This window comes from Actinorectispora metalli (assembly GCF_056323685.1).
In genome coordinates this window covers 1,992,919-2,011,265 of sequence record NZ_JBREYE010000001.1, presented here as the reverse complement: position 1 = coordinate 2,011,265, position 18,347 = coordinate 1,992,919, and the positions used below count along the sequence as shown (strand labels likewise).

General features: G+C 70.2%; 15 protein-coding genes. 4 read left to right on the top strand and 11 right to left on the bottom strand.

All coding sequences use genetic code 11. The features are described from left to right. Nucleotides 1–3 precede the first annotated feature (3 nt). A complete protein-coding gene (locus tag ACU6XJ_RS09245) occupies nt 4–1,188 on the top strand; it encodes a MarP family serine protease (protein WP_476308560.1) in 1,185 nt (394 codons plus the stop codon). Here the strand turns inward: ACU6XJ_RS09245 and ACU6XJ_RS09240 are convergent. The 3 genes from ACU6XJ_RS09240 to nhaA form a co-directional block, all read right to left on the bottom strand. Then, the gene (locus tag ACU6XJ_RS09240; protein ID WP_476308557.1) at nt 1,185–2,144 is read right to left on the bottom strand and encodes an alpha/beta fold hydrolase; all 960 of its coding nucleotides are present in this window, start codon (nt 2,142–2,144) and stop codon (nt 1,185–1,187) included. The two genes, ACU6XJ_RS09245 and ACU6XJ_RS09240, sit on opposite strands and share 4 nt — an antisense overlap. A gap of 13 nt (nt 2,145–2,157) precedes the next feature. After that, nucleotides 2,158–2,691 (bottom strand): phage holin family protein, encoded by a 534-nt coding sequence (locus tag ACU6XJ_RS09235; RefSeq protein WP_476308554.1) that lies wholly within the window; start codon nt 2,689–2,691, stop codon nt 2,158–2,160. A gap of 68 nt (nt 2,692–2,759) precedes the next feature. Next, nucleotides 2,760–3,959, bottom strand: a complete 1,200-nt coding sequence (gene nhaA / locus ACU6XJ_RS09230; RefSeq protein WP_476308552.1) for a Na+/H+ antiporter NhaA — start codon at nt 3,957–3,959, stop codon at nt 2,760–2,762. A 172-nt stretch (nt 3,960–4,131) separates the two neighbouring features. Between nhaA and ACU6XJ_RS09225 the strand changes: the two genes are divergently transcribed. Both ACU6XJ_RS09225 and ACU6XJ_RS09220 read left to right on the top strand, forming a co-directional pair. Next, a complete protein-coding gene (locus ACU6XJ_RS09225; protein WP_476308550.1) occupies nt 4,132–4,914 on the top strand; it encodes a sulfite exporter TauE/SafE family protein in 783 nt (260 codons plus the stop codon). A gap of 56 nt (nt 4,915–4,970) precedes the next feature. Beyond that, the gene (locus tag ACU6XJ_RS09220; RefSeq protein ID WP_476308548.1) at nt 4,971–5,450 is read left to right on the top strand and encodes a hypothetical protein; all 480 of its coding nucleotides are present in this window, start codon (nt 4,971–4,973) and stop codon (nt 5,448–5,450) included. A 39-nt stretch (nt 5,451–5,489) separates the two neighbouring features. On the opposite strand, the gene acs is transcribed toward ACU6XJ_RS09220, so the two are convergent. Next, nucleotides 5,490–7,478 (bottom strand): acetate--CoA ligase, encoded by a 1,989-nt coding sequence (gene acs, locus ACU6XJ_RS09215; RefSeq protein WP_476308546.1) that lies wholly within the window; start codon nt 7,476–7,478, stop codon nt 5,490–5,492. Between the two features lie 122 nt (nt 7,479–7,600). On the opposite strand from acs, the gene ACU6XJ_RS09210 reads away from it, so the two are divergent. Continuing rightward, nucleotides 7,601–8,353 (top strand): Fic family protein, encoded by a 753-nt coding sequence (locus ACU6XJ_RS09210; RefSeq protein ID WP_476308544.1) that lies wholly within the window; start codon nt 7,601–7,603, stop codon nt 8,351–8,353. 91 nt (nt 8,354–8,444) lie between these two features. Here ACU6XJ_RS09210 and ACU6XJ_RS09205 read toward each other — a convergent pair whose 3' ends face one another. From ACU6XJ_RS09205 to ACU6XJ_RS09175, 7 genes are all read right to left on the bottom strand, one after another. Further along, nucleotides 8,445–9,365, bottom strand: a complete 921-nt coding sequence (locus ACU6XJ_RS09205) for an N-acetylmuramic acid 6-phosphate etherase (RefSeq protein ID WP_476308541.1) — start codon at nt 9,363–9,365, stop codon at nt 8,445–8,447. A 5-nt stretch (nt 9,366–9,370) separates the two neighbouring features. Beyond that, nucleotides 9,371–10,249 (bottom strand): MurR/RpiR family transcriptional regulator, encoded by an 879-nt coding sequence (locus tag ACU6XJ_RS09200; RefSeq protein ID WP_476308538.1) that lies wholly within the window; start codon nt 10,247–10,249, stop codon nt 9,371–9,373. Between the two features lie 107 nt (nt 10,250–10,356). Then, a complete protein-coding gene (locus ACU6XJ_RS09195) occupies nt 10,357–12,096 on the bottom strand; it encodes a serine hydrolase domain-containing protein (protein WP_476308536.1) in 1,740 nt (579 codons plus the stop codon). Next, on the bottom strand, nt 12,093–13,349 hold the full coding sequence (locus tag ACU6XJ_RS09190) for an exo-beta-N-acetylmuramidase NamZ family protein (RefSeq protein ID WP_476308533.1): 1,257 nt from the start codon (nt 13,347–13,349) through the stop codon (nt 12,093–12,095). The genes ACU6XJ_RS09195 and ACU6XJ_RS09190 overlap by 4 nt, the downstream gene beginning before the upstream one ends. Next, nucleotides 13,346–15,055 carry a glycoside hydrolase family 3 protein gene (locus ACU6XJ_RS09185; RefSeq protein ID WP_476308529.1) on the bottom strand — a complete coding sequence of 570 codons (1,710 nt, stop codon included), beginning with the start codon at nt 15,053–15,055 and terminating at the stop codon, nt 13,346–13,348. The genes ACU6XJ_RS09190 and ACU6XJ_RS09185 overlap by 4 nt, the downstream gene beginning before the upstream one ends. 166 nt (nt 15,056–15,221) lie before the next feature. Next, on the bottom strand, nt 15,222–16,526 hold the full coding sequence (locus tag ACU6XJ_RS09180) for an ABC transporter substrate-binding protein (RefSeq protein ID WP_476308526.1): 1,305 nt from the start codon (nt 16,524–16,526) through the stop codon (nt 15,222–15,224). Between the two features lie 633 nt (nt 16,527–17,159). Further along, entirely contained in the window at nt 17,160–17,999 is an 840-nt protein-coding gene (locus tag ACU6XJ_RS09175) for an HAD family hydrolase (protein ID WP_476308523.1), read from the bottom strand. Between the last annotated feature and the right edge of the window lie 348 nt (nt 18,000–18,347).

Genomic DNA, 18,347 nt, shown 5'->3' with positions numbered 1-18,347 from the left:
TCGGTGAACTGGGTTGACCTGCTGGTGCTGCTGCTGGCAGTGCTCGCCGCGGTGTCCGGCGCCCGCCAGGGCATGCTCACCGCACTGGCCTCCTTCCTCGGCGTGCTCGGCGGCGCGGTGCTCGGCCTCCAGTTGGCCCCGCTGATGATCAAGGAGTTCAACCACCCGGTGACCAGGGTGGCCTTCGGGGTCGCCATCGTGGTGCTGCTGGTCGCGCTCGGCGAGACCCTCGGCGTCTGGCTGGGCCGCTCGGTGCGGCAGCGCATCGACCACCCGCAGATCGCGGGCATCGACAACGCGGGCGGCGCGGTCGTGCAGGGCCTGGTGGTGTTCATCGTGGCCTGGCTGATCGCCCTGCCGCTGACCAGCGTCGCCGCCCTCCCCGGGCTGGCCTCCGCGGTCACCCGGTCGGCGATCCTCGGCACGGTCGACGACGTCATGCCGCCCTTCGCCCGCGCGCTGCCGGGCGAACTGCGCAACCTGATGGACGCCTCCGGCTTCCCGGCCGCCGTCGCGCCGTTCAGCACCGCGCCCAAGGCCCAGGTGGACCCGCCGGACCCGGCGTTGCAGGCCAGCCCGATCGTGCGGAAGGTGCGGCCCAGCGTGGTCAAGATCCGCGGTCGCGCCTCGCAGTGCTCCCGGGCGCTGGAGGGCACCGGCTTCGTCATCGCCAGGGAACGGGTGATGACCAACGCGCACGTGGTCGCGGGCACCGACGAGGTCGAGGTGGAGGTCGGCCGGGCCTCGTTGCCCGCCAAGGTGGTGCTCTACGACCCGGACACCGATGTGGCGATCCTGTCGGTGCCCGACCTCGAGGCCGACGCGCTGAGCTTCTCCAAGGTCGACGCCGAGTCCAACGACGACGGCATCGTGCTCGGCTACCCGCTGGACGGTCCGTACCGGGCGTCGCCGTCTCGCATTCGGCAGCGCATCAAGCTCAACGGCCAGGACATCTACGACCGCCGCCCGGTCACCAGGGACGTCTACACGGTGCGTGCGCAGGTCAAGAGCGGCAACTCCGGCGGACCGCTGATCGACCCGGAGGGACGCGTGGTCGGCGTGGTCTTCGGCGCGGCGGTGGATGATCCGGAGACCGGCTTCGTGTTGACCGCCGAGGAGGTCGCACCCGATGTCGCGAGGGCGCCGTCGCTGACGGCTGCGGTCTCGACGGGCCGCTGCGCGTCCTAGCCGAGGAAGTCCACGAGGTGTCCATTGACCACATCCGGCGCCTCGTGGTGCGGGAAGTGGCCCGCGTCGGCGAGCACGCGGTACCGGGAGCCGGGGCCGCGCCAGGGCAGCGACTCCGCCGCCGTCGCCTCCAGCACGACAGGGTCGAGCTTTCCGTGCAACTGCAGCACCGGCGTTGTGCTGTGCTCCGCGAGCAGGTCCGCGAATCGCCGTCCCTCACCGCGGAACTGCGCGCGCAGCGCCCAGCGCAGGTACTCCATCGAGCAGTGCGCGACACCGGGGATCAGCATCGCCCGCCGGTTGAGCGCGACCGTCTCGGCGAAGTCCTGAGTGCCTGCCCACGCGGGCGAGCTCCACGCCCGCATCAGCCGCTCCACCACCGCGGCCTCGTCCCGCACCAGCGTCCGCTCGGGCAGCATCGGTAGCTGCGCGGTGAAGAGCCCCCCGACCGACAGGGCCTGGTTCCGCTTGCCTGGCAACTGCATCGCCGCGATGGCGGTGCGGCCAAGGCCACGGCTCACCGCGGAGCGCAGGGTCATTGGATGGGGCGCGGAGATCGCCGTCACCGTGCTGATCAGCCGGGTGTGCAGGGCCGCCGCGGTCCAGGCGATCAGCCCGCCCCAAGCATGGCCGACCAGATGCGCCTTGCGCTCGCCCAGCGCCCGGACCAGCCCGGCGACATCGCCCGCCAGCGTCCAGCCGTCATAGCCGCGGGGCGGCTTGTCGGAATCGCCGTAGCCCCGCAGATCGATCGCCACGGCGCGGAAACCGGCCGCGGCGAGCACCGGAAGCTGGTGCCGCCAGGCCAGCCAGCACTCCGGAAAACCATGCAGCAGCAGCACGAGCGGCCCGCTGCCCGCCTCGGCGAGGTGGAACCTGATGCCGTTGGCCGAGACCTCGCGGTGCGCCCACGGTCCCGGGATGCGGACCGTGCTGGGATCCGGTGCGGATCGCATGCGTCGGCGCTGATCAGCTCGCGTGAGCGCCGGACCGCTCGGGAGCGTCCTCCGCACGTCCGTTGCCGACGTGGCTCAGCCGGGCGGCGGTCTCCTTCACGGAGCTGATCGTGCGTTCCGGGGCGCGCAGCTTGCGCACCTTCCGGTAGCCGAGGAAGGCGAACAACCCCGCGGTGAGCAGCATCATCCCGAACACGATGCCGTAGGCCGCCGAGCGGTACAGCCCGAAGTCGGCCAGCAGCTCCGCAAGCGCGATGAACAGGAAGAAGGTGCTGAACAACAGCACGGTCAGCGCGATGATGAAGAACACGCTGCCCTTGATGCCCTTGCGCAGCTCAGCCTTCACCTCCAGCTTGGCCAGCTCCACCTCGGAGCGGACCAGCGTGGACAGGTGGGCCGTCGCATCCCGGACCAAGCCGCCGATGGACTGCCCACCGGCGTTGTCCGCCAGGTTGTCATCGACCAACGGGATCGAGGGCACCGATGGCAGCCCGGCCCCGTCGCGGTTGCCGTTGCTCTGATACTGCGCGCTGCTCACGATGGTCATCGTGCCATGCCCGCAACCTCGCGCTCGTTCGACGTGCTAGAGACGCGCCACACGGTTGGCATTCATCGCTAATCGTCCTGCTGGCGGCGGGCCCGGCTGCGACGCATCAGCATGGCGGCGGCCAGCAGCGAGGCGATGGCGGAGGCGATCAACACCGCGGCCTTGGCCAGTTCCGCCTCTTCACCTTCGAGCGCCAGGTCGGAGATGAGCAGGCTCACCGTGAACCCCACGCCGCCGAGCATGGCCACCGCGGTCATGTCCCGCCAGCCCATGTCGGTGGGCCGGACGGCGAGCTTCAGCCGCACCACCAGCAGCGAGGAGCCGAGGATGCCGATCAGCTTGCCGACGACAAGGCCGATGACGATGGCCAGCGCGATGCGGTCCCGGCCGAGGTCGCGCATGGCGGCCGCGGTGACCGGCACCCCCGCGGCGAACAACGCGAACATCGGCACCGCCAGGCCCGCCGACCAGGGCTGGATGCGGTGCTCCAGCCGCAGCGCGGGCGACTCCTTCTCGTAGGGGTCCTTGCGCACCCTGGTGAGCAGCCCCAGCGCCACCCCGGCGACGGTGGCGTGGATGCCGGAGGAGTGCACCGCCACCCAGGTTCCCAGCGCCAGCGGTACGTAGATCAGCGGACTGGTCACCCGCTTGCGCTGAAGCCAGAAGTACAGCGCGCAGCAGGCGGCGGAGATGGCCAGCCACAGCACGCTCAGCCCGCTGGTGAACAGCACCGCGATGATGATGATCGCGCCGAGGTCGTCAACGACGGCCAGGCTGAGCAGGAAGATCCGGGCGCTGCTGGGCATGCCTGCGCCGGTGATGGCCAGCACGCCCAGCGCGAAGGCGATGTCGGTGGCGACCGGCACGGCCCAGGCCCGTTCGATGCCGGGCGCGCCCCAGCCGACGGCCAGCGCCAACGCCGCGGGCACCACCATTCCGCCGATGGCGGCCGCGATGGGCAGCGTCGCGGCCTTGCGGTTGGACAACTCGCCGACGACCAGTTCGCGTTTGAGCTCAAGACCGGCGACGAAGAAGAACAGCGCCAGCAGCCCGTCCTTGGCCCAGTCCCCGACGGACAGCCGCAGGTGCAGGGCCTCGGGGCCGATCTCGAAGTCCCTGATCGCCGTGTAAACGCCATCGGCGGGGGAGTTCGCCCAGATCACCGCGATGGCGGTGGCGGCGAGCAAGACCATGCCGCCGACGGTTTCGGTGCGCAGGAAGCGGGCGAACTCGGCGACGGCCTCGACCGGGCGGCGGGGCAGGTTCACAGGTAAATCTCCGGCCTGTTGATCGGGTACGCGAATCTCGTGCCGACCAGACTTCCCGGCTCACCTTTATGGGATCTTAACGACTCCAATCGGTGTGGCCAGCGGAAACGAGCTCGTAATCACTTTCCGTGCGCTCTGAACGGGCACCACCGCTCGGTTAGGGTGAGCCGTGATGAGCACCGCGTCGAAGCCGAAGCTCGTGGTCATCGGTGTGGCCGCCGGTGCCCTGTCCGGGCTGTTCGGTGTCGGCGGCGGCGTGTTGATCGTCCCCGCGCTGACCGCCTGGTGCGGCCGCGACCAGCGGCAGGCGGTGGCCACCTCGCTGATGGCGCTGGGCCCGCTCGCGGTGTTCGGCGTGCTGGGCTACGCCCTGCACCGCGAGGTGGACGTGTGGATGGCCGTGCCGCTCGCTGTGGGCTCGCTGGCCGGTGCCTGGGTGGGCACCGCGGTGCTGAACCGGGTGTCGCTGCCGGTGCTGCGTTGGCTGTTCGCCGCCGTGCTGGTGGGCACCGCGATCAGGCTGTTCCTGGACCCCGGCGACTCCGGGGTCACCCTCACCCATGACTGGTGGCGGCTGGCGCTGCTGCTGCCCGTCGGCGCGCTGATCGGCTTCCTCGCGGCGCTGACCGGGATCGGCGGCGGGGCAGTGGTGGTGCCGGTGCTGCAACTCGGCTTCGGGGCGCACGCCGCGTTGGCCAAGGGCACCTCGCTGCTGATGATGGTGCCGACCTCGCTGCTCTCCGGCGTGCGCAACGTACGGATGGGCAACGGCTCGCCCCGCGAGGCCGCCTGGATCGGGCTGAGCGGCATCCTGGCCACGCTGGCCTCCACGCAGGCGTCGGTGCGGATGGACGAGGAGCTGTCCGACGTCCTGTTCGGCGCCTTGATGCTGGTCTTCGCCCTGCGCACGGTTTGGGGCGATCTGCCTTCACTGGTACGCCGACGCTCGCGTTGACCCGCCGCGTGTTTACTGGAGGGGAGCGGACTGAGTCGAGCGGAGAGGGCGTAGCTGTGCGGTTTCCCGGACGTCAACCCAAGGCTGATCACCGGCAGGCCCCTTATCCGCCCCAGTACACGCCGGTGCCGCCCACCCGCCGCGGGATGCCCAGTTTCGGCCCGTCCCAGCGGGTGGTCGTGGCGGCCACCGCGTTCCTGCTTCTCATCGGGGTGGGCCTGCTGCAACTGGTGATCACCATCATCGCGGCCAACGGCCTCAGCTTCGGCGTCGACTCGGCGGGCGCGCTGCTGCTGTCCCTCGTCGTCGGCGGTTTCCTCGGCCACGCCGGACGCGAACTGCGCGCGGGCCGCCGCTGGCCGCGTCCGGTGGTGAACTTCACCTCGGTCACGCTGGCGGTGTTCTGCCTGGTCGGCATCTTCGCGGTCTTCGACGGGTGGGGCGTGTTCCTGGCCCTGGCCTACTTCCTCGGCCACGCACTGGTGGCCTGGCTGCTCTACCTCGACGCCAACGGCAACCCGTTCCGGCGCCGCTGACCAGTGGCCTGAAGCAGGCGCTTCAGGCCACTGGAGTGCTCAGTCCTCGGTGCTCTTGGCCAGGCCGGAGCTGATCAGGTCCATCACCGATGAGTCGGCCAGCGTGGTCACGTCGCCGATCTCGCGGTTCTCCGCGACATCGCGCAGCAGGCGGCGCATGATCTTGCCGGAGCGGGTCTTCGGCAGTTCCGGCACGACCATGATCTGCCGCGGCTTGGCGATCGGGCCGATCTCCTTGGCCACGTGGTCACGCAGCGCCTTGATGGCGTCGGCGCCCTTGGCCTCGTCCTCGGCGACCCCGCCGCGCAGGATCACGAACGCCACGATGCCCTGGCCGGTGGTGGGATCGGTGGCACCGACCACCGCGGCCTCCGCCACCGTGGGATGGGAGACCAGCGCCGACTCCACCTCGGTGGTGGAGATGCGGTGGCCGGAGACGTTCATCACGTCGTCCACCCGCCCGAGCAGCCAGATCGCGCCGTCGCTGTCGTACTTGGCGCCGTCGCCTGCGAAGTAGAAGCCCTTGTCGGCGAAGCGGGACCAGTAGGTCTCCCGGAACCGCTCCTCGTCGCCCCAGATGCCGCGCAGCATCGACGGCCATGGCTGGTCCAGCACGAGGTACCCGCCGCCGCCCTTGCCGACCTCCTCGGCCTGGTCGTCGACGACCTTGGCGGAGATGCCGGGCAGCGGGCCCATCGCCGAACCGGGCTTGGTGGCGGTCACGCCGGGCAGCGGGGAGATCATGATCGAGCCGGTCTCGGTCTGCCACCAGGTGTCGACGATCGGCGCGCGGTTGCCGCCGATGTGCTCCCGGTACCACATCCAGGCCTCCGGGTTGATCGGCTCGCCGACCGATCCCAGCACCCGCAGCGAGGACAGGTCGTGCTTGGCGGGGATCTCCGCGCCCCACTTCATGAACGTGCGGATCAGGGTGGGCGCGGTGTAGTAGATCGACACGCCGTAGCGCTGCACGATCTCCCAGTGCCTGCCCTCGTGCGGGGTGTTGGGCGTGCCCTCGTAGACGACCTGGGTGGCGCGGTTGGCCAGCGGTCCGTAGACGATGTAGGAATGCCCGGTGACCCAGCCGATGTCGGCGGTGCACCAGTAGACGTCCTCGCCCGCCTTGTGGTCGAAGACGTTGTGGTGGGTGTAGGCGGCCTGGGTCAGGTAGCCGCCGGAGGTGTGCAGGATGCCCTTGGGCTTACCGGTGGTGCCCGAGGTGTAGAGGATGTAGAGCGGGTGCTCGGAGTCGAAGGCCTCCGGCGTGTGCTCCTCGGACTGGCTGTCGACCACCTCGTGCCACCACAGGTCGCGGCCATCGGTCCACTCGACGTCGCCGCCGGTGCGCCGCACCACGAGGACGTTGTCGATGCTCGGTGTGGACGCCACCGCCTCGTCGACCGCGGCCTTCAGCGGGGCGGGCTTGCCGCGGCGGTACTGGCCGTCGCTGGTGATCACCAGCTTGGCCTGCGCATCCTCGATACGGGAGCGCAGCGCCTCGGCCGAGAAGCCGCCGAACACCACGCTGTGCGTGATGCCCAGCCGCGCACAGGCCAGCATCGACACGATCGCCTCGGGGATCATCGGCATGTAGATCGCGACCCGGTCGCCCGCGGTCAACCCCAGCGAGGCCAATGCGTTGGCCGCCTTGGACACCTCGCGCTTGAGGTCGGCGTAGGTGATCGTGCGGGTGTCGCCCGGCTCGCCCTCCCAGTGGATGGCGACCTGCTCGCCGTGGCCGGACTCGACGTGGCGGTCGACGCAGTTGTACGCGACGTTGAGCCGTCCCCCGACGAACCACTTCGCGAACGGTGCCTCCGACCAGTCCAGCACCTGCGACCAGCGGGCATCCCAGTGCAGCCGCTCGGCCTGCTTGGCCCAGAACGCCTCCCGGTCCGCGGCCGCCTCGTTGTAGAGCTCAGGCTTCGCGTTCGCGGCCGCGCTGAACTCCGCACTCGGCGGGAACGAGCGGTCCTCGCTGAGCAGGTTGTCCAGGGCTGCGGCGCTCTGACCGTCGAAATCAGCCATCGCGGAAAGACCTCCAGGTTGGTGACGGGCTCGACCGCAAACCTAGTGCGGTTGTCCACACCAATGAAGGCTCGGCGCCCGAAAGATGAAGTCGGGTGGTGCGAAGCGGTACTGTGCGCGCCGTGAGCCCGCTGGCAGCAGAACCGCTCCGCCGGTTACTCGATCTTCCCGGTGTTGCCGACGCGGTGCAGGCCGCCCGCAACGCGGTGGACGAGGTACATCGTCATCCGGTCAACCGCCGTGGCTGGCCGACCACCTCCGCGGAAGCCTCGGTCCGCGCCGCACGCGCGTCTGCCGCGCTGGATGGCGGCAGCACCGACATCCCCGCCGACGGCAAGGTGGACGACCCGCTGCTGGCCGGTGCGCTGCGGGTGGCGGAGTCCATCGGCCTGCTGCTGACCACCTGGGAGCGGGCGCCGCTACAGGCGTTGGCCCGCCTGCACGTGCTGGCCGCGGCCGACCTGGTCGGTCGTGATGAGCAGGATCTGCTGGGCAGGCCGCGGGTGGACGTCGCGGTCTCGACGCGGCTGGACCTGCTTTCCCGCATCGTGGCGGGCTCGGCGGGCATGCCTGGCCCGGTGGTCTGCGCCGTCGTGCACGGGGAACTGCTGGCGCTGCGGCCCTTCGGCACCGCCGACGGTGTCGTGGCCCGCGCCGCTGCCCGGCTGACCGCGATCGGCTCCGGCCTCGACCCCAAGGGCCTTGCCGTGCCGGAGGTCGCCTTCCTGCGCAGGCCGCAGGAGTACGCGACCGCCGCGGCGGCGTTCACCTCGGGTGAGGCCGACGGGGTCGCGGCGTGGATCATCTACTGCTGCGAGGCCTTCGAACTCGGCGCCAAGGAAGCGATCGGCATCGCCGAAGCCGTAGGAAGCTGACGCCGCGCGTTCCGGTGTGGTTGAAGGGCGATCAGCCTTGTTGAACCAGTGGAAGCCGCAGATCACCTGCGCGCTCGCTTGCGAGGGGCGGTCAGGACCGCGAGAGCCACCCCAGCGCCTTGCGCACCTCGCCACCGCTGCGGTCGAGCGCCTCGGCGGCCGTGGCACCGTCCACATCGGACAGCATGCAGACCAGCGCGGTCCGCACGTCGTTGCCCGAACCTTCCAACGCGGCAAGGCATTCCGCCGAACCCCGCCCGGTGGCCTCCCGCAGGATCCGCACGGCCCGCCCCCGCAGCTTCGCGTTGGTGCTGCGCAGGTTGATCATCAGGTTGGAGTACGTCCGCCCCATCCGCACCATCACCGCGGTGGAGAACGAGGTCAGCGCCACCTTCTGCGCGGTGCCCGCCTTCATCCTGGTGGAGCCCGCGATCACCTCCGGGCCGGTGTCCAACACGATCACCACATCCGCCCGGCACAGCCCGGCCGACATCGGATTCGCCGAGATCAGCCCGGTCTTGGCGCCGCGTTCCTTCGCCGCGGCCAGGGCACCCAGCACGAACGGCGTGCGCCCGGAAGCGGTCAGCCCGAGCACGAAGTCACCCGCGCCGACGCTCTGCTCGATCGCCGCGGCACCGTCCTCGGCGCAGTCCTCCGCACCCTCCACCGCCGTCGTCACGGCCCTGGGCCCACCGGCGTGGTGCACCTGGAACCAGTCGCGCGGGATGTCGTAGGTGGGCGCCAACTCCGCCACGTCCAGCGCGGCCAGCCGCCCCGAGGTGCCCGCCCCGACGTAGTGCACCCGGCCGCGGGAGCGCAGCGCGGTCACCGCGAGGTCGACGGCATCGGCAAGCTTGGGCAGCGCCGCGGCGACCGCCCCCGGAACCCGCTGGTCCTCGGCATTGATCATGCGGAGCACGTCGAGCGTGTCCGCCTCGTCGATGCCGACCGTACGCGGATTCCGCCTTTCCGTCGGTGAGTCGACGCAGACCCGGCGCACGGTGAGAGCCATCGGGATCAGGCGTCCCGACCGCGTCTGCGACCGTCCGACCTGGAGCTGAGCCGGTGCGGCTCGACCGCCTCGTAGGTGGCCTCCAGGGTCTGGCTGACCGTCTCGTGATGCCGCTGCGCGACCCCGATGAACAGGCAGTCCACCACGGTGAGCTGCGCGATCCGGCTGGACATCGCGCCGGAGCGGAAGGTCGTCTCCCGCGCCGCCGTGGTCAGCACGTGGTCGGCGGCATCGGAGATCACCGAGCGCGGGAAGTTGGTCAACGCGATCGTGGTGATGCCGCGGTCCTTGGCCAGCGCCAGCACCTCGACGGTCTCCGAGGTGGTCCCGGTGTGCGAGATGCCGATCGTGACATCGCCGGGCTTGAGCAGCGCGGCGGAGGTCAGCGCCATGTGCACGTCGGTCCAGGCGAAGCACACCCGGCCGATGCGGTGCAGCTTCTGCTGCAGGTCCGCGGCGACGAACGCGCTGGCCCCCATGCCGTACACCAGGATCCGTTCCGCCGCCGCGACGGCGTCCACGGCCTTCTCGAGCACCGCGGCGTCGAGTTGCTCCGCGGTCTCCTCAACGGCCCTGGCATCGGCGAAGGCGACCTTGGCGATCACCTCGGGGAGGCCGTCGCCCGGCCCGATATCGCTGCCGATCTGCCGCTCGATGCGCACCGACGTGCGGGCGGTGTCGGCCGCCAGCGCGATGCGTAGTTCGGGATACCCGCCGGCGCCGATGGCCTTGCAGAACCTGGTGACGGTGGTCTCACTCGTGCCCGCGGCCTCGGCGACCTCGGTGATGCTGCGATGGGCGATGGCGCTCGGATCGGCCAGTACCACCCTGGCCACCCGCTGCTCAGCTTTCGCCAGTCCGGGCAGTAGCGATCGAATCCGCACCAGCGGGCTGCTATCCGGAGCGTCGCCAAAACCACTACCGTGCGTGCTCACGTGGGAAACTTACTGACTACTTCTCACGTCCGCAAACGCCCGGACGGGTCATATCATCATCTTGCGATAATCCAGCCGTCCGAATGCAACCTGTCGGTTTCCCGCTCGTCGTCCAGCAGCGGTCGCCCGGACTGGATCACCTTGATGCCGTCCAAGTGCAGGCCACGGCCTGTGTATTGGCTATCAGAACGGTATATCCAGCGCAGCCGGATGTCCTTGGCGCCCGCGAGTTCCGCGTCCACTCGCCACCACCGTCTATGTCCGGTTCCAGACAGATCCATGACACTTTCCGCCGGTGCGCCGGGCCCGTGAGCCCGGACCGCGACCCGCTGCCAGGTCGCGCCGCCATCCACACTGGACTCCAGCGCCAGGCTGTCCGGCGCGGGAAGGTCAAGCTGTGTCCGCCAGATGACCGTGACGGGCCCGTCGGAAGCAGGCAGCGGCGGGGTGGTCAGCGTCGCGTTCCGGTCGACTCCGGTGGAGAACCACGTGGTGCGGCCCTGGGTCGGCGGCACCGCGAGCGCCTTGGCCAGCGCGGTAGCGGCGGCGCGCCGCATCGGATGGTTGTTGCCCGCCCAGGTCCGGCTCGGGTGCACCCGGTTGGCCAGCACGATCACCTGCGACCGGGACCGCAGGTCGAGCACGACGGAGGTGCCGGTGAAGCCGGTGTGCCCGGCGCTGGCCTGACCGGTCAGGCCGTCGGAGTACCGGATCTGGCTGGCCTCGAAGCCGAGGCCGCGGGCGTCGCCGGGCACACCCTCGGTCTGGTTGGCCATCATCTCGCGGACCGTGCTCTCCGCGAGGACGCGGTGACCCGCGTAGCTGCCGCCGTTGAGGAACATCTGCCCGAAGACGGCGAGGTCGCCCGCGGTGGCGAAGACGCCCGCATGGCCCGCGACGCCGCCGAGCGACCAGGCGTTGCCGTCGTGCACCTGCCCCCTGGCCAGCACGCCACCCTGGTACTCGGTGGCCACGATCCGGTCGAACTGCGCTTTCGGCGGGTTGTAGCCGGTGTCGGCCATGCCGAGTGGCTCGGTGATCTCGCTGCGCACCAACGCATCCAGCGATGTGCCGGTGACCTGCTCGGCGATCAGGCCTGCGGTGATCATGTTGAGGTCGGAGTACACCACCCTGGACCCCGGCTGATGGGTCACCGGATCGGTGAGCACGGCCCGGATGCGGGCAGGCCGGTCGGGCAGCGTCCAGAGTTCCAGGTAGGGCCGCATGCCCGAGGTGTGCGTGAGCAGCTGTCGCACGGTGACCTGTTCCTTGCCACCCGCGGCGAAGTCGGGCAGGTACTCGGCCACCGGGCGGTCCAGGCCGACCTGGCCGCTCTCCACCCTGCGCAGCAGCACGACCGTGGTGAACAGCTTGGACACCGACGCCAGGTCGAAGATCGAGTCCGGCCGCATCCGCACCTGTTCCGCCGCGGGCAGTTCGGTGCCCGCCTCGTCGGCGTAGCGGACCGCGTAACCGACCGCCTCCTCGGCCACCACGGCCCCGCCGTGCGCCAGCAGCGTCACCGCGCCCGCGGCCAGCGGCCGACGCTCCGGGGTCGCCTCGGTGCCGCGGGCGACCTCGGCCAGCCCGGCCGCGATCGGCGCCGGGTCCAGCCCGGCCTGCTCCGGTGCGGCCGGGTGCAGCCTGGTGTCCGCGGGTGCGAAGCCCTCCAGCGGCCGGTCGAACCGGGACCTGCCGTCCTCCAGCTGGTCCTGTCGGTAGCTGTCGGCGTGGGCGGTGGCGCCCACGGTCACGGTGAGCACCACGGCCAGCAACAGACGCCCCACCCGGTTCATGGTCCCCCCTGGTACAGCAGGTACGGCCTGCGCTGCCGGTCGAAGGCCGCGGTCTCGGCCGACCAGCTCGCGATGATCTCGGCGGGCTCCGCGCCCGCGTCGACCATCCGCCGCAGGCGGTCCGACCCGAACAGCAGGTCAACGCCCTTGTCCGCCCGCCAGCCGAAGGAGCCGGGGTGAATCCGGCGGGCGGTGACCAGCATGGTGACCGCGGCCCCGATCGGCTCGAACGCGGCGGGGTCGGTCACGTGCAGGAACACACCGCCGCAGGTCTTGCCCTGGTGCTTGCCCAGCGTCGGCACGAAGTAGGTCTCCCGGAACCGCACCCCGCGCAGGCCCGCGGAGTTGAGCGCCTCCGCCCACCGCCAGTCCATTCCCGGCGCGCCGATGGTCTCGAACGGGCGAGTCGTGCCGCGGCCCTCGCTCAGCGTGGTGCCCTCGAACAGGCAGGTGCCCGGATACACCAGCGCGGTGTCACCGGTGGGCATGTTCGGGCTCGGCGGGATCCACGTCAGGCCGGTGGTCGCGTGTGGACCGCCCCGCCAGCCGGTGGCCCGTATCACCGTCAACTCCGGCAGCCGCGAGCCCGCGTCGGCGGGCAGGAACTCGGCGTCGAACAGTTTCGCCAGCTCACCGACGGTCATCCCGTGCCGCAGCACGATCGGCTTGCGGCCGACTCCGGACTCGTAGCCGGGCAGCAACTGCGGGCCACCCACCGTGCGGCCGACCGGGTTGGGCCGGTCCAGCACGACGAACGCGCAACCCAGCCGGGCGGCGGCCACCATGGCCCCGTACATCGTCCAGATGTAGGTGTAGAACCGCGCCCCGACGTCGGCGATGTCGAAGACGACGGTGTCCACGCCCGCCTTGCGGTACATCTCGCCCAGGGCCTGCGGCGTGGCGCCGTAGGCGTCGAAGACCCGGACCCCGGTGCGCGGATCGGTGGTCTCCGGCTCGGACTCCCCGGCCTGCGCGCTGCCCCGGAAGCCGTGTTCGGGGCCGAACACCGCACGAAGCCGCACGCCGTGCCGCACCATGGAGTCGACGATGTGCTCCAGGCCCGAGGTCACGCCGGTCGGGTTCGTCACCACCCCGAGGTTGCGGCCCGCCAACCGCGCCCAGCCGCCCGCCGCGAGCAGGTCGGCTCCGGTGCGCACGTCGCGAGCGGCCGCGCCTGCCGGTGCACTGCCGCCGATCACCGTCGCCGAGGCCACCGCGGGGATGGCCAGCGCGTGCCGTCGGCTGATGCTCACCATCGCAGACCGTGGCCGTAGGAGTAGCGGTTGGTGCCCGGCTTGTCCGCGGCGGGCACGTCCACCGGCAGCAGACCGCGCGGCCCAAGCTCACCGAGCACCAGCTTGGCGACGGATTCCATCGCGTGTCCGGTCGTGGCGTAGGTCGCCAGCCAAGCGGTGGCGTCGACATGGCCCGCGTCGTAGGCATCCCGGACCGCGGTGGCGATCACCGGCTTCCCGGTCGCCGTCAGACCGCGCACCAGGTCCCGCTGACCCGGCTGCGCCCACGCCCTGCTGGTGAGCACGATCGTCGCGTCGTGCTGCCCGGCGGCGCGGACGGCCTCGTCGATCTGGGCCTGGGTCGGCGCTGCATCGGTGCCCAGCGCCGAGGTCCGCACGCCGCGCGCCGCCAGCCGCTCGGCCAGCGCGCCGACCGCGGTGCCGCCCGCGCCCGTGACGAGCACGCTGCCCGGAGCGCGCAGCGGCAGCAGCCCGCCGTCGTTGCGGAGCACGGTCACGGCGGCGTCGGTGATCCGCTGCGCCGCCGCACGGTGTTCCGGCCTGCCGATGGGGTTATCCCCAGCTTTGTGCACAGGGCTGTGGACAACTGGGCCAAGGTCTGTGGACAGCGCGTCGTCGTCGCTGCTCAGCGGGGATCGCTTCTGCTTCAGCGCCAGGATCCGCCGCACGCTCTCATCGATGCGCTGCTCGGTCAGCCGACCGGACCGGACCGCCGACAGCACCCCGTCGCGGGCCACGTCCAGCCGCGGTGGCATCAACAGCTGGTCGGCCCCCGCCAGCAGGGCCAGCACCGGGATCTCGGCGTCGGAGTGCTTCTGCCGGACGCCCGCCATGCGCAGCGAGTCGGTGACGATCACCCCGCGGAAGCCGAGTTCCTCACGCAGCAACCCGGTCAGCATGCGGGGCGACAGCGTGGCGGGCTCTCCGGAGTCGTCCAGCTTGGGCGTGACGATATGCGCCGACATGACCGACTCGACGCCCGCGGAGATCGCCGCCGCGAACGGCGGCGCGTCCAGCCGCCGCCACTCCTCCGGGCTGTGGTTGATCACCGGCAGGTCGGAGTGGCTGTCGACGGCGGTGTCGCCGTGGCCGGGGAAGTGCTTCGCGGCCGAGGACACCGAGCGCTGGTACCCGGTGACCTGGGCGGCGGTCAGGCTCGCGGCCAGTTCGGGATTGGCGGAGAAGGAACGGATGCCGATCACCGGGTTCGCCGGGTTGACGTTGACGTCCGCGACCGGCGCGAAGTTCTGGTTGATGCCCATCGCCCGCAGTTCGACGCCGCTGATCGAGGCGGCCTCGGTGGCATCCGCCGGGTTGCCCTGCTGCCCGAGCGCACCCGCGCCCAGCGCCATGGCGCCGGGGAACTGCGTGACGGGCGGGCCGATCCTGGTGACCAGACCGTGTTCCTGGTCCACCGAGAGCAGCAGCGGAATTCCCGAGCCGCTGGCCTTGGCCGCACGTTGCAGACCTTCGGACAGCCGCGTGATGCCGGGCGGGTCGGGCAGGTTGTCCGCCCAGTTGAAGTAGATCACCCCGCCGGGTCGGTACCTGGCGACCACCTCGGCGGCGGTGGCCACCCCCGATTCATCCTGATTGCCCTGATGGGGCTGGTCGGCGGCGTTGCCGTACACGACGGCGACGAACAGCTGGCCGACCTTGTCCTCCAGCGTCATGCGCTCGATGAGCCGGTCGATTTCGGTCATGCGATCCACCCCAGGGACGGCGGGAAACGCCACTCCGCCCACGGCCAGGCCAAGGCAGGCCAACAGGCTCACCCACGTCGAGGTGAGCCCGCGACCGCGATACCGCATTCGGAGCATGCCTCCAGAGTCGCCCGAGAGAACGCATTCCGCCACCCGCTAACGGGTGTCAGTGCTGCGTTTTCGCGTAGACGCGTTCGCTTTCCCTGCGAATGGTCTCCGCTGCCTCAGTCGCCGAGGTGCCATCCGTGAGCATTCTGGTGAACTGCTGGACCAGCACCACGGACATCTCGGTGAACGCCGGGCTGGCGTTGGTGGCGAACTCGGCGGGCCCGATGCCCTTGGCGTCCTCGATGAACACCGCCAGGTCATCGGCGCGCTGGGTGTACTTGATGGTCGAACCGATCAGGTCCTTGCGGGTGGGCAGGAACAACGAGCGCGGCGCGATTTCCGCCTGGTGCTCATGGGAGTTCATCCACTCGATGAAATACGCGGCCGCCGCGGGATTGCGTGCCTTCGTGAACGCCGCCATGTACTTCCCGCCGGGGAAGGCCGAGGTGCGCTCGATCTTCGGGTTGGGAATCGCCGCCCACCGGAACGAGGTCGCTTTCGCCAGCCGGTACAGCGGCCAGTTGCCGGAGAACAGCACCGGCGTGTCCTGCGCCAGGAAGATCGGCAACGCGTCGTCCTTGTAGTCGGGGTCGGTGCCCATCCAGAACCGCATCGGCATCGCACCCGAGGTGTGCAGGTCCGCCAGCGCCTGCAGAGCCTGGGCGGCTTTGCCGACGTCCAGCGCGGGTTTGCCCTGCTCGTCGAACAACGTGGTGCCCCACTGGTTGACCAGCCCGGACAGCCGGTGGCCGGTCTTGTCCATCGCGATCGCGTAGGGCGTCTTCGTCGCGGCCTTCACCCGCTGCGCGGCGTCCACAAGCTGCGGCCAGGACCACCGCTCACCCGGCGCGGGCGCGGCGACACCCGCCTGGCGGAACAGGTCCACGTTGATCAGCGGGCCGTTCACCGTCAGGTCGCTGGGGATCCCGATCAGCTTGCCGTCCGAGGTGGTGATGGCGGGTTTGATGTTGTCAAGGAAGGCGTCGGCGAACGACGGGTCTTGCAGGTAGGGCCGCAGATCGATCAGCTGGTCGGTGTAGCTGTGCACGTTGAGCACCCGCGCGACATCCGGCGGTTCGCTGCCCGCCAGCCGGGAGCGCAGGGTCGAGTCGAGCTGGTTGCTGTGCGCGAAGGTCAGGTTGACCTTGGCGCCGGTCTCGGCCTGGAACTTGTTGATCAGGTCGCGGGTGACCTGTTCCTCGGGCCCGTCGGTGAAGTAGAGGTAGGTGATCTCGGCGTCCCGCAGTTCGTCCGTGGACGCCGGTTTCGGCTCCTGACCCCCGAGGACGGAGCAACCGGTCATTAACGCGGCGGTCAGTGTGAGGCTGCTCAGCGCCGCGACCGTGGTGCGCGCACCTGGCACGCCGACCTCCCCCTCTCACCTGGACTGCTCATGCACAACCCCTGTTTCCCCGTGACTGCGGTGGCCATTCCCGGTGAAGGCGGAGTGACCCGGCGTGGATGGCCGGACCGTAGAGGGCCGAGGAGTTCAAGGTCAATGCGTGAAGTGTCCGCTCTGCCGGGCTGACGGTGAAATCGCCTTGTGGATGGTTCTCGACGATTCTGACCCACCGTGCGGCAGATGTGCGTGAGGCGACAACAATGCGCTGGCGGCGCCCACCGAAATCGGTAGACGCCGCCTGCCTGCGCGAGCGGTTCGGGTTACCAAGCGTGCACTCGTGTCGTACTTTCGGGGCTCGGCGTCCAGCGTCCCGGTACGCAGCCCTTTGACGACATGCCTCCCGCGGCGTGCTCTGCGTGGGTGCCTGATGCTCGCGCACGGAGCTCATCCGGGGTGGATCAGCGCTTCTCTTCGCGCTGTCCCTGGCCGGGAAGAGGTCCGCACCACCTTTGTAACGCGTGTCAGGCGTCACAGCAAGGGCACGACCGGGTGCACCGTTCCAGGACGCACCGTCACCCATTGCGCTGTGCCGCCTGGGAAAACGCGATCTTCGCCGCGGTGACCCCCCTACGACGGCCCAGTGTGACGTGCCTGCTACTTGCGGTTGCGGCGGCGCAGCCCGTACCAGGCGACACCCGCCGCGGCCACCGCACCGAGGCCGACGGCGGCCGCGGTGATGGCGGTGGCCGATGGGGCTGGGATGCGGGCGCGCAGCGATACCGGATCGGAGAACGCCAGGATCGGCCAGCCCCGCTGGGCCGCGACCTTGCGCAGTGCCCGGTCCGGATTCACCGCGGTCGGGTGGCCGACCGCCTCCAGCAGCGGCAGGTCGGTGATGGAATCCGAGTACGCGTGGCAGTTTTCCAACCGGTAACCGTGCCGGTCGGCGAGATCGCGGATCGCGCCCGCCTTGTTCTCGCCGTAGCAGTAGAAGTCGATCGCACCTGTGTAGCGGCCTTCGGCCACCACCATCTCGGTGGAGACGCTGTCGGTCGCGCCGACCATCTGGGCGATGGGACGGACGATCTCCGAACCGGAGGCCGACACCACGACCACGTCGTGGCCCTGTTCCTTGTGCTCGGTGATCAGCTCGGTCGCCTCGGCGTACACCAGCGGGTCCACGATGTCGTGCAGGGTCTCCTCCACGATCGCTCGGACCTGCTCGACGTCCCAGTTGGTGCACAGCGAGGTCAGATGGGCCCGCATCCGGTCCATCTGGTCCGCGTCGGCCCCTGCCAGCATGAAGACGAATTGTGCATAAGCGCTCTTGAGCACAGCCCGGCGGTTGATCAGTCCCTCCTGGAAAAAGGGCCTGGAGAAGGCCAGCGTGCTCGACTTCGCGATCACGGTCTTGTCGAGGTCGAAAAACGCCGCAACACCCTGCTGAAGTGGCGTTTTGGCTACGCCGTCGGCCTGTATCACGTTGCCAAGCATAGGTGGCACCACCGCTCGTTGAAGGGTGGCCGGTTCTGCTTCCGGACACCGCCTCCCACCTGGGAGCACTCAAGGTGTGAGCAACGTTGGCGAATTGTTGTGCAGTCCCTTGAGCGGAACAGCGACAACTTTGGCGCGGTGGGGGCTACAGTATGTACCGTCCGGTACGACCGGACGGGTTCAGCTCGACCCCCCGGGGCTGAACTCCTTGGCGACCCCCGTCCCTCCCCCCTGACGGGGGTCGCCCCATATCCGCACTTCGGCGGTTCCTCTTCGGGTCCGGCGCCCCCTCGTTCGGTTTCTTTCGCGCGGGCACGCGATTGTGCCGCGCACCCCTGACATTTCCCT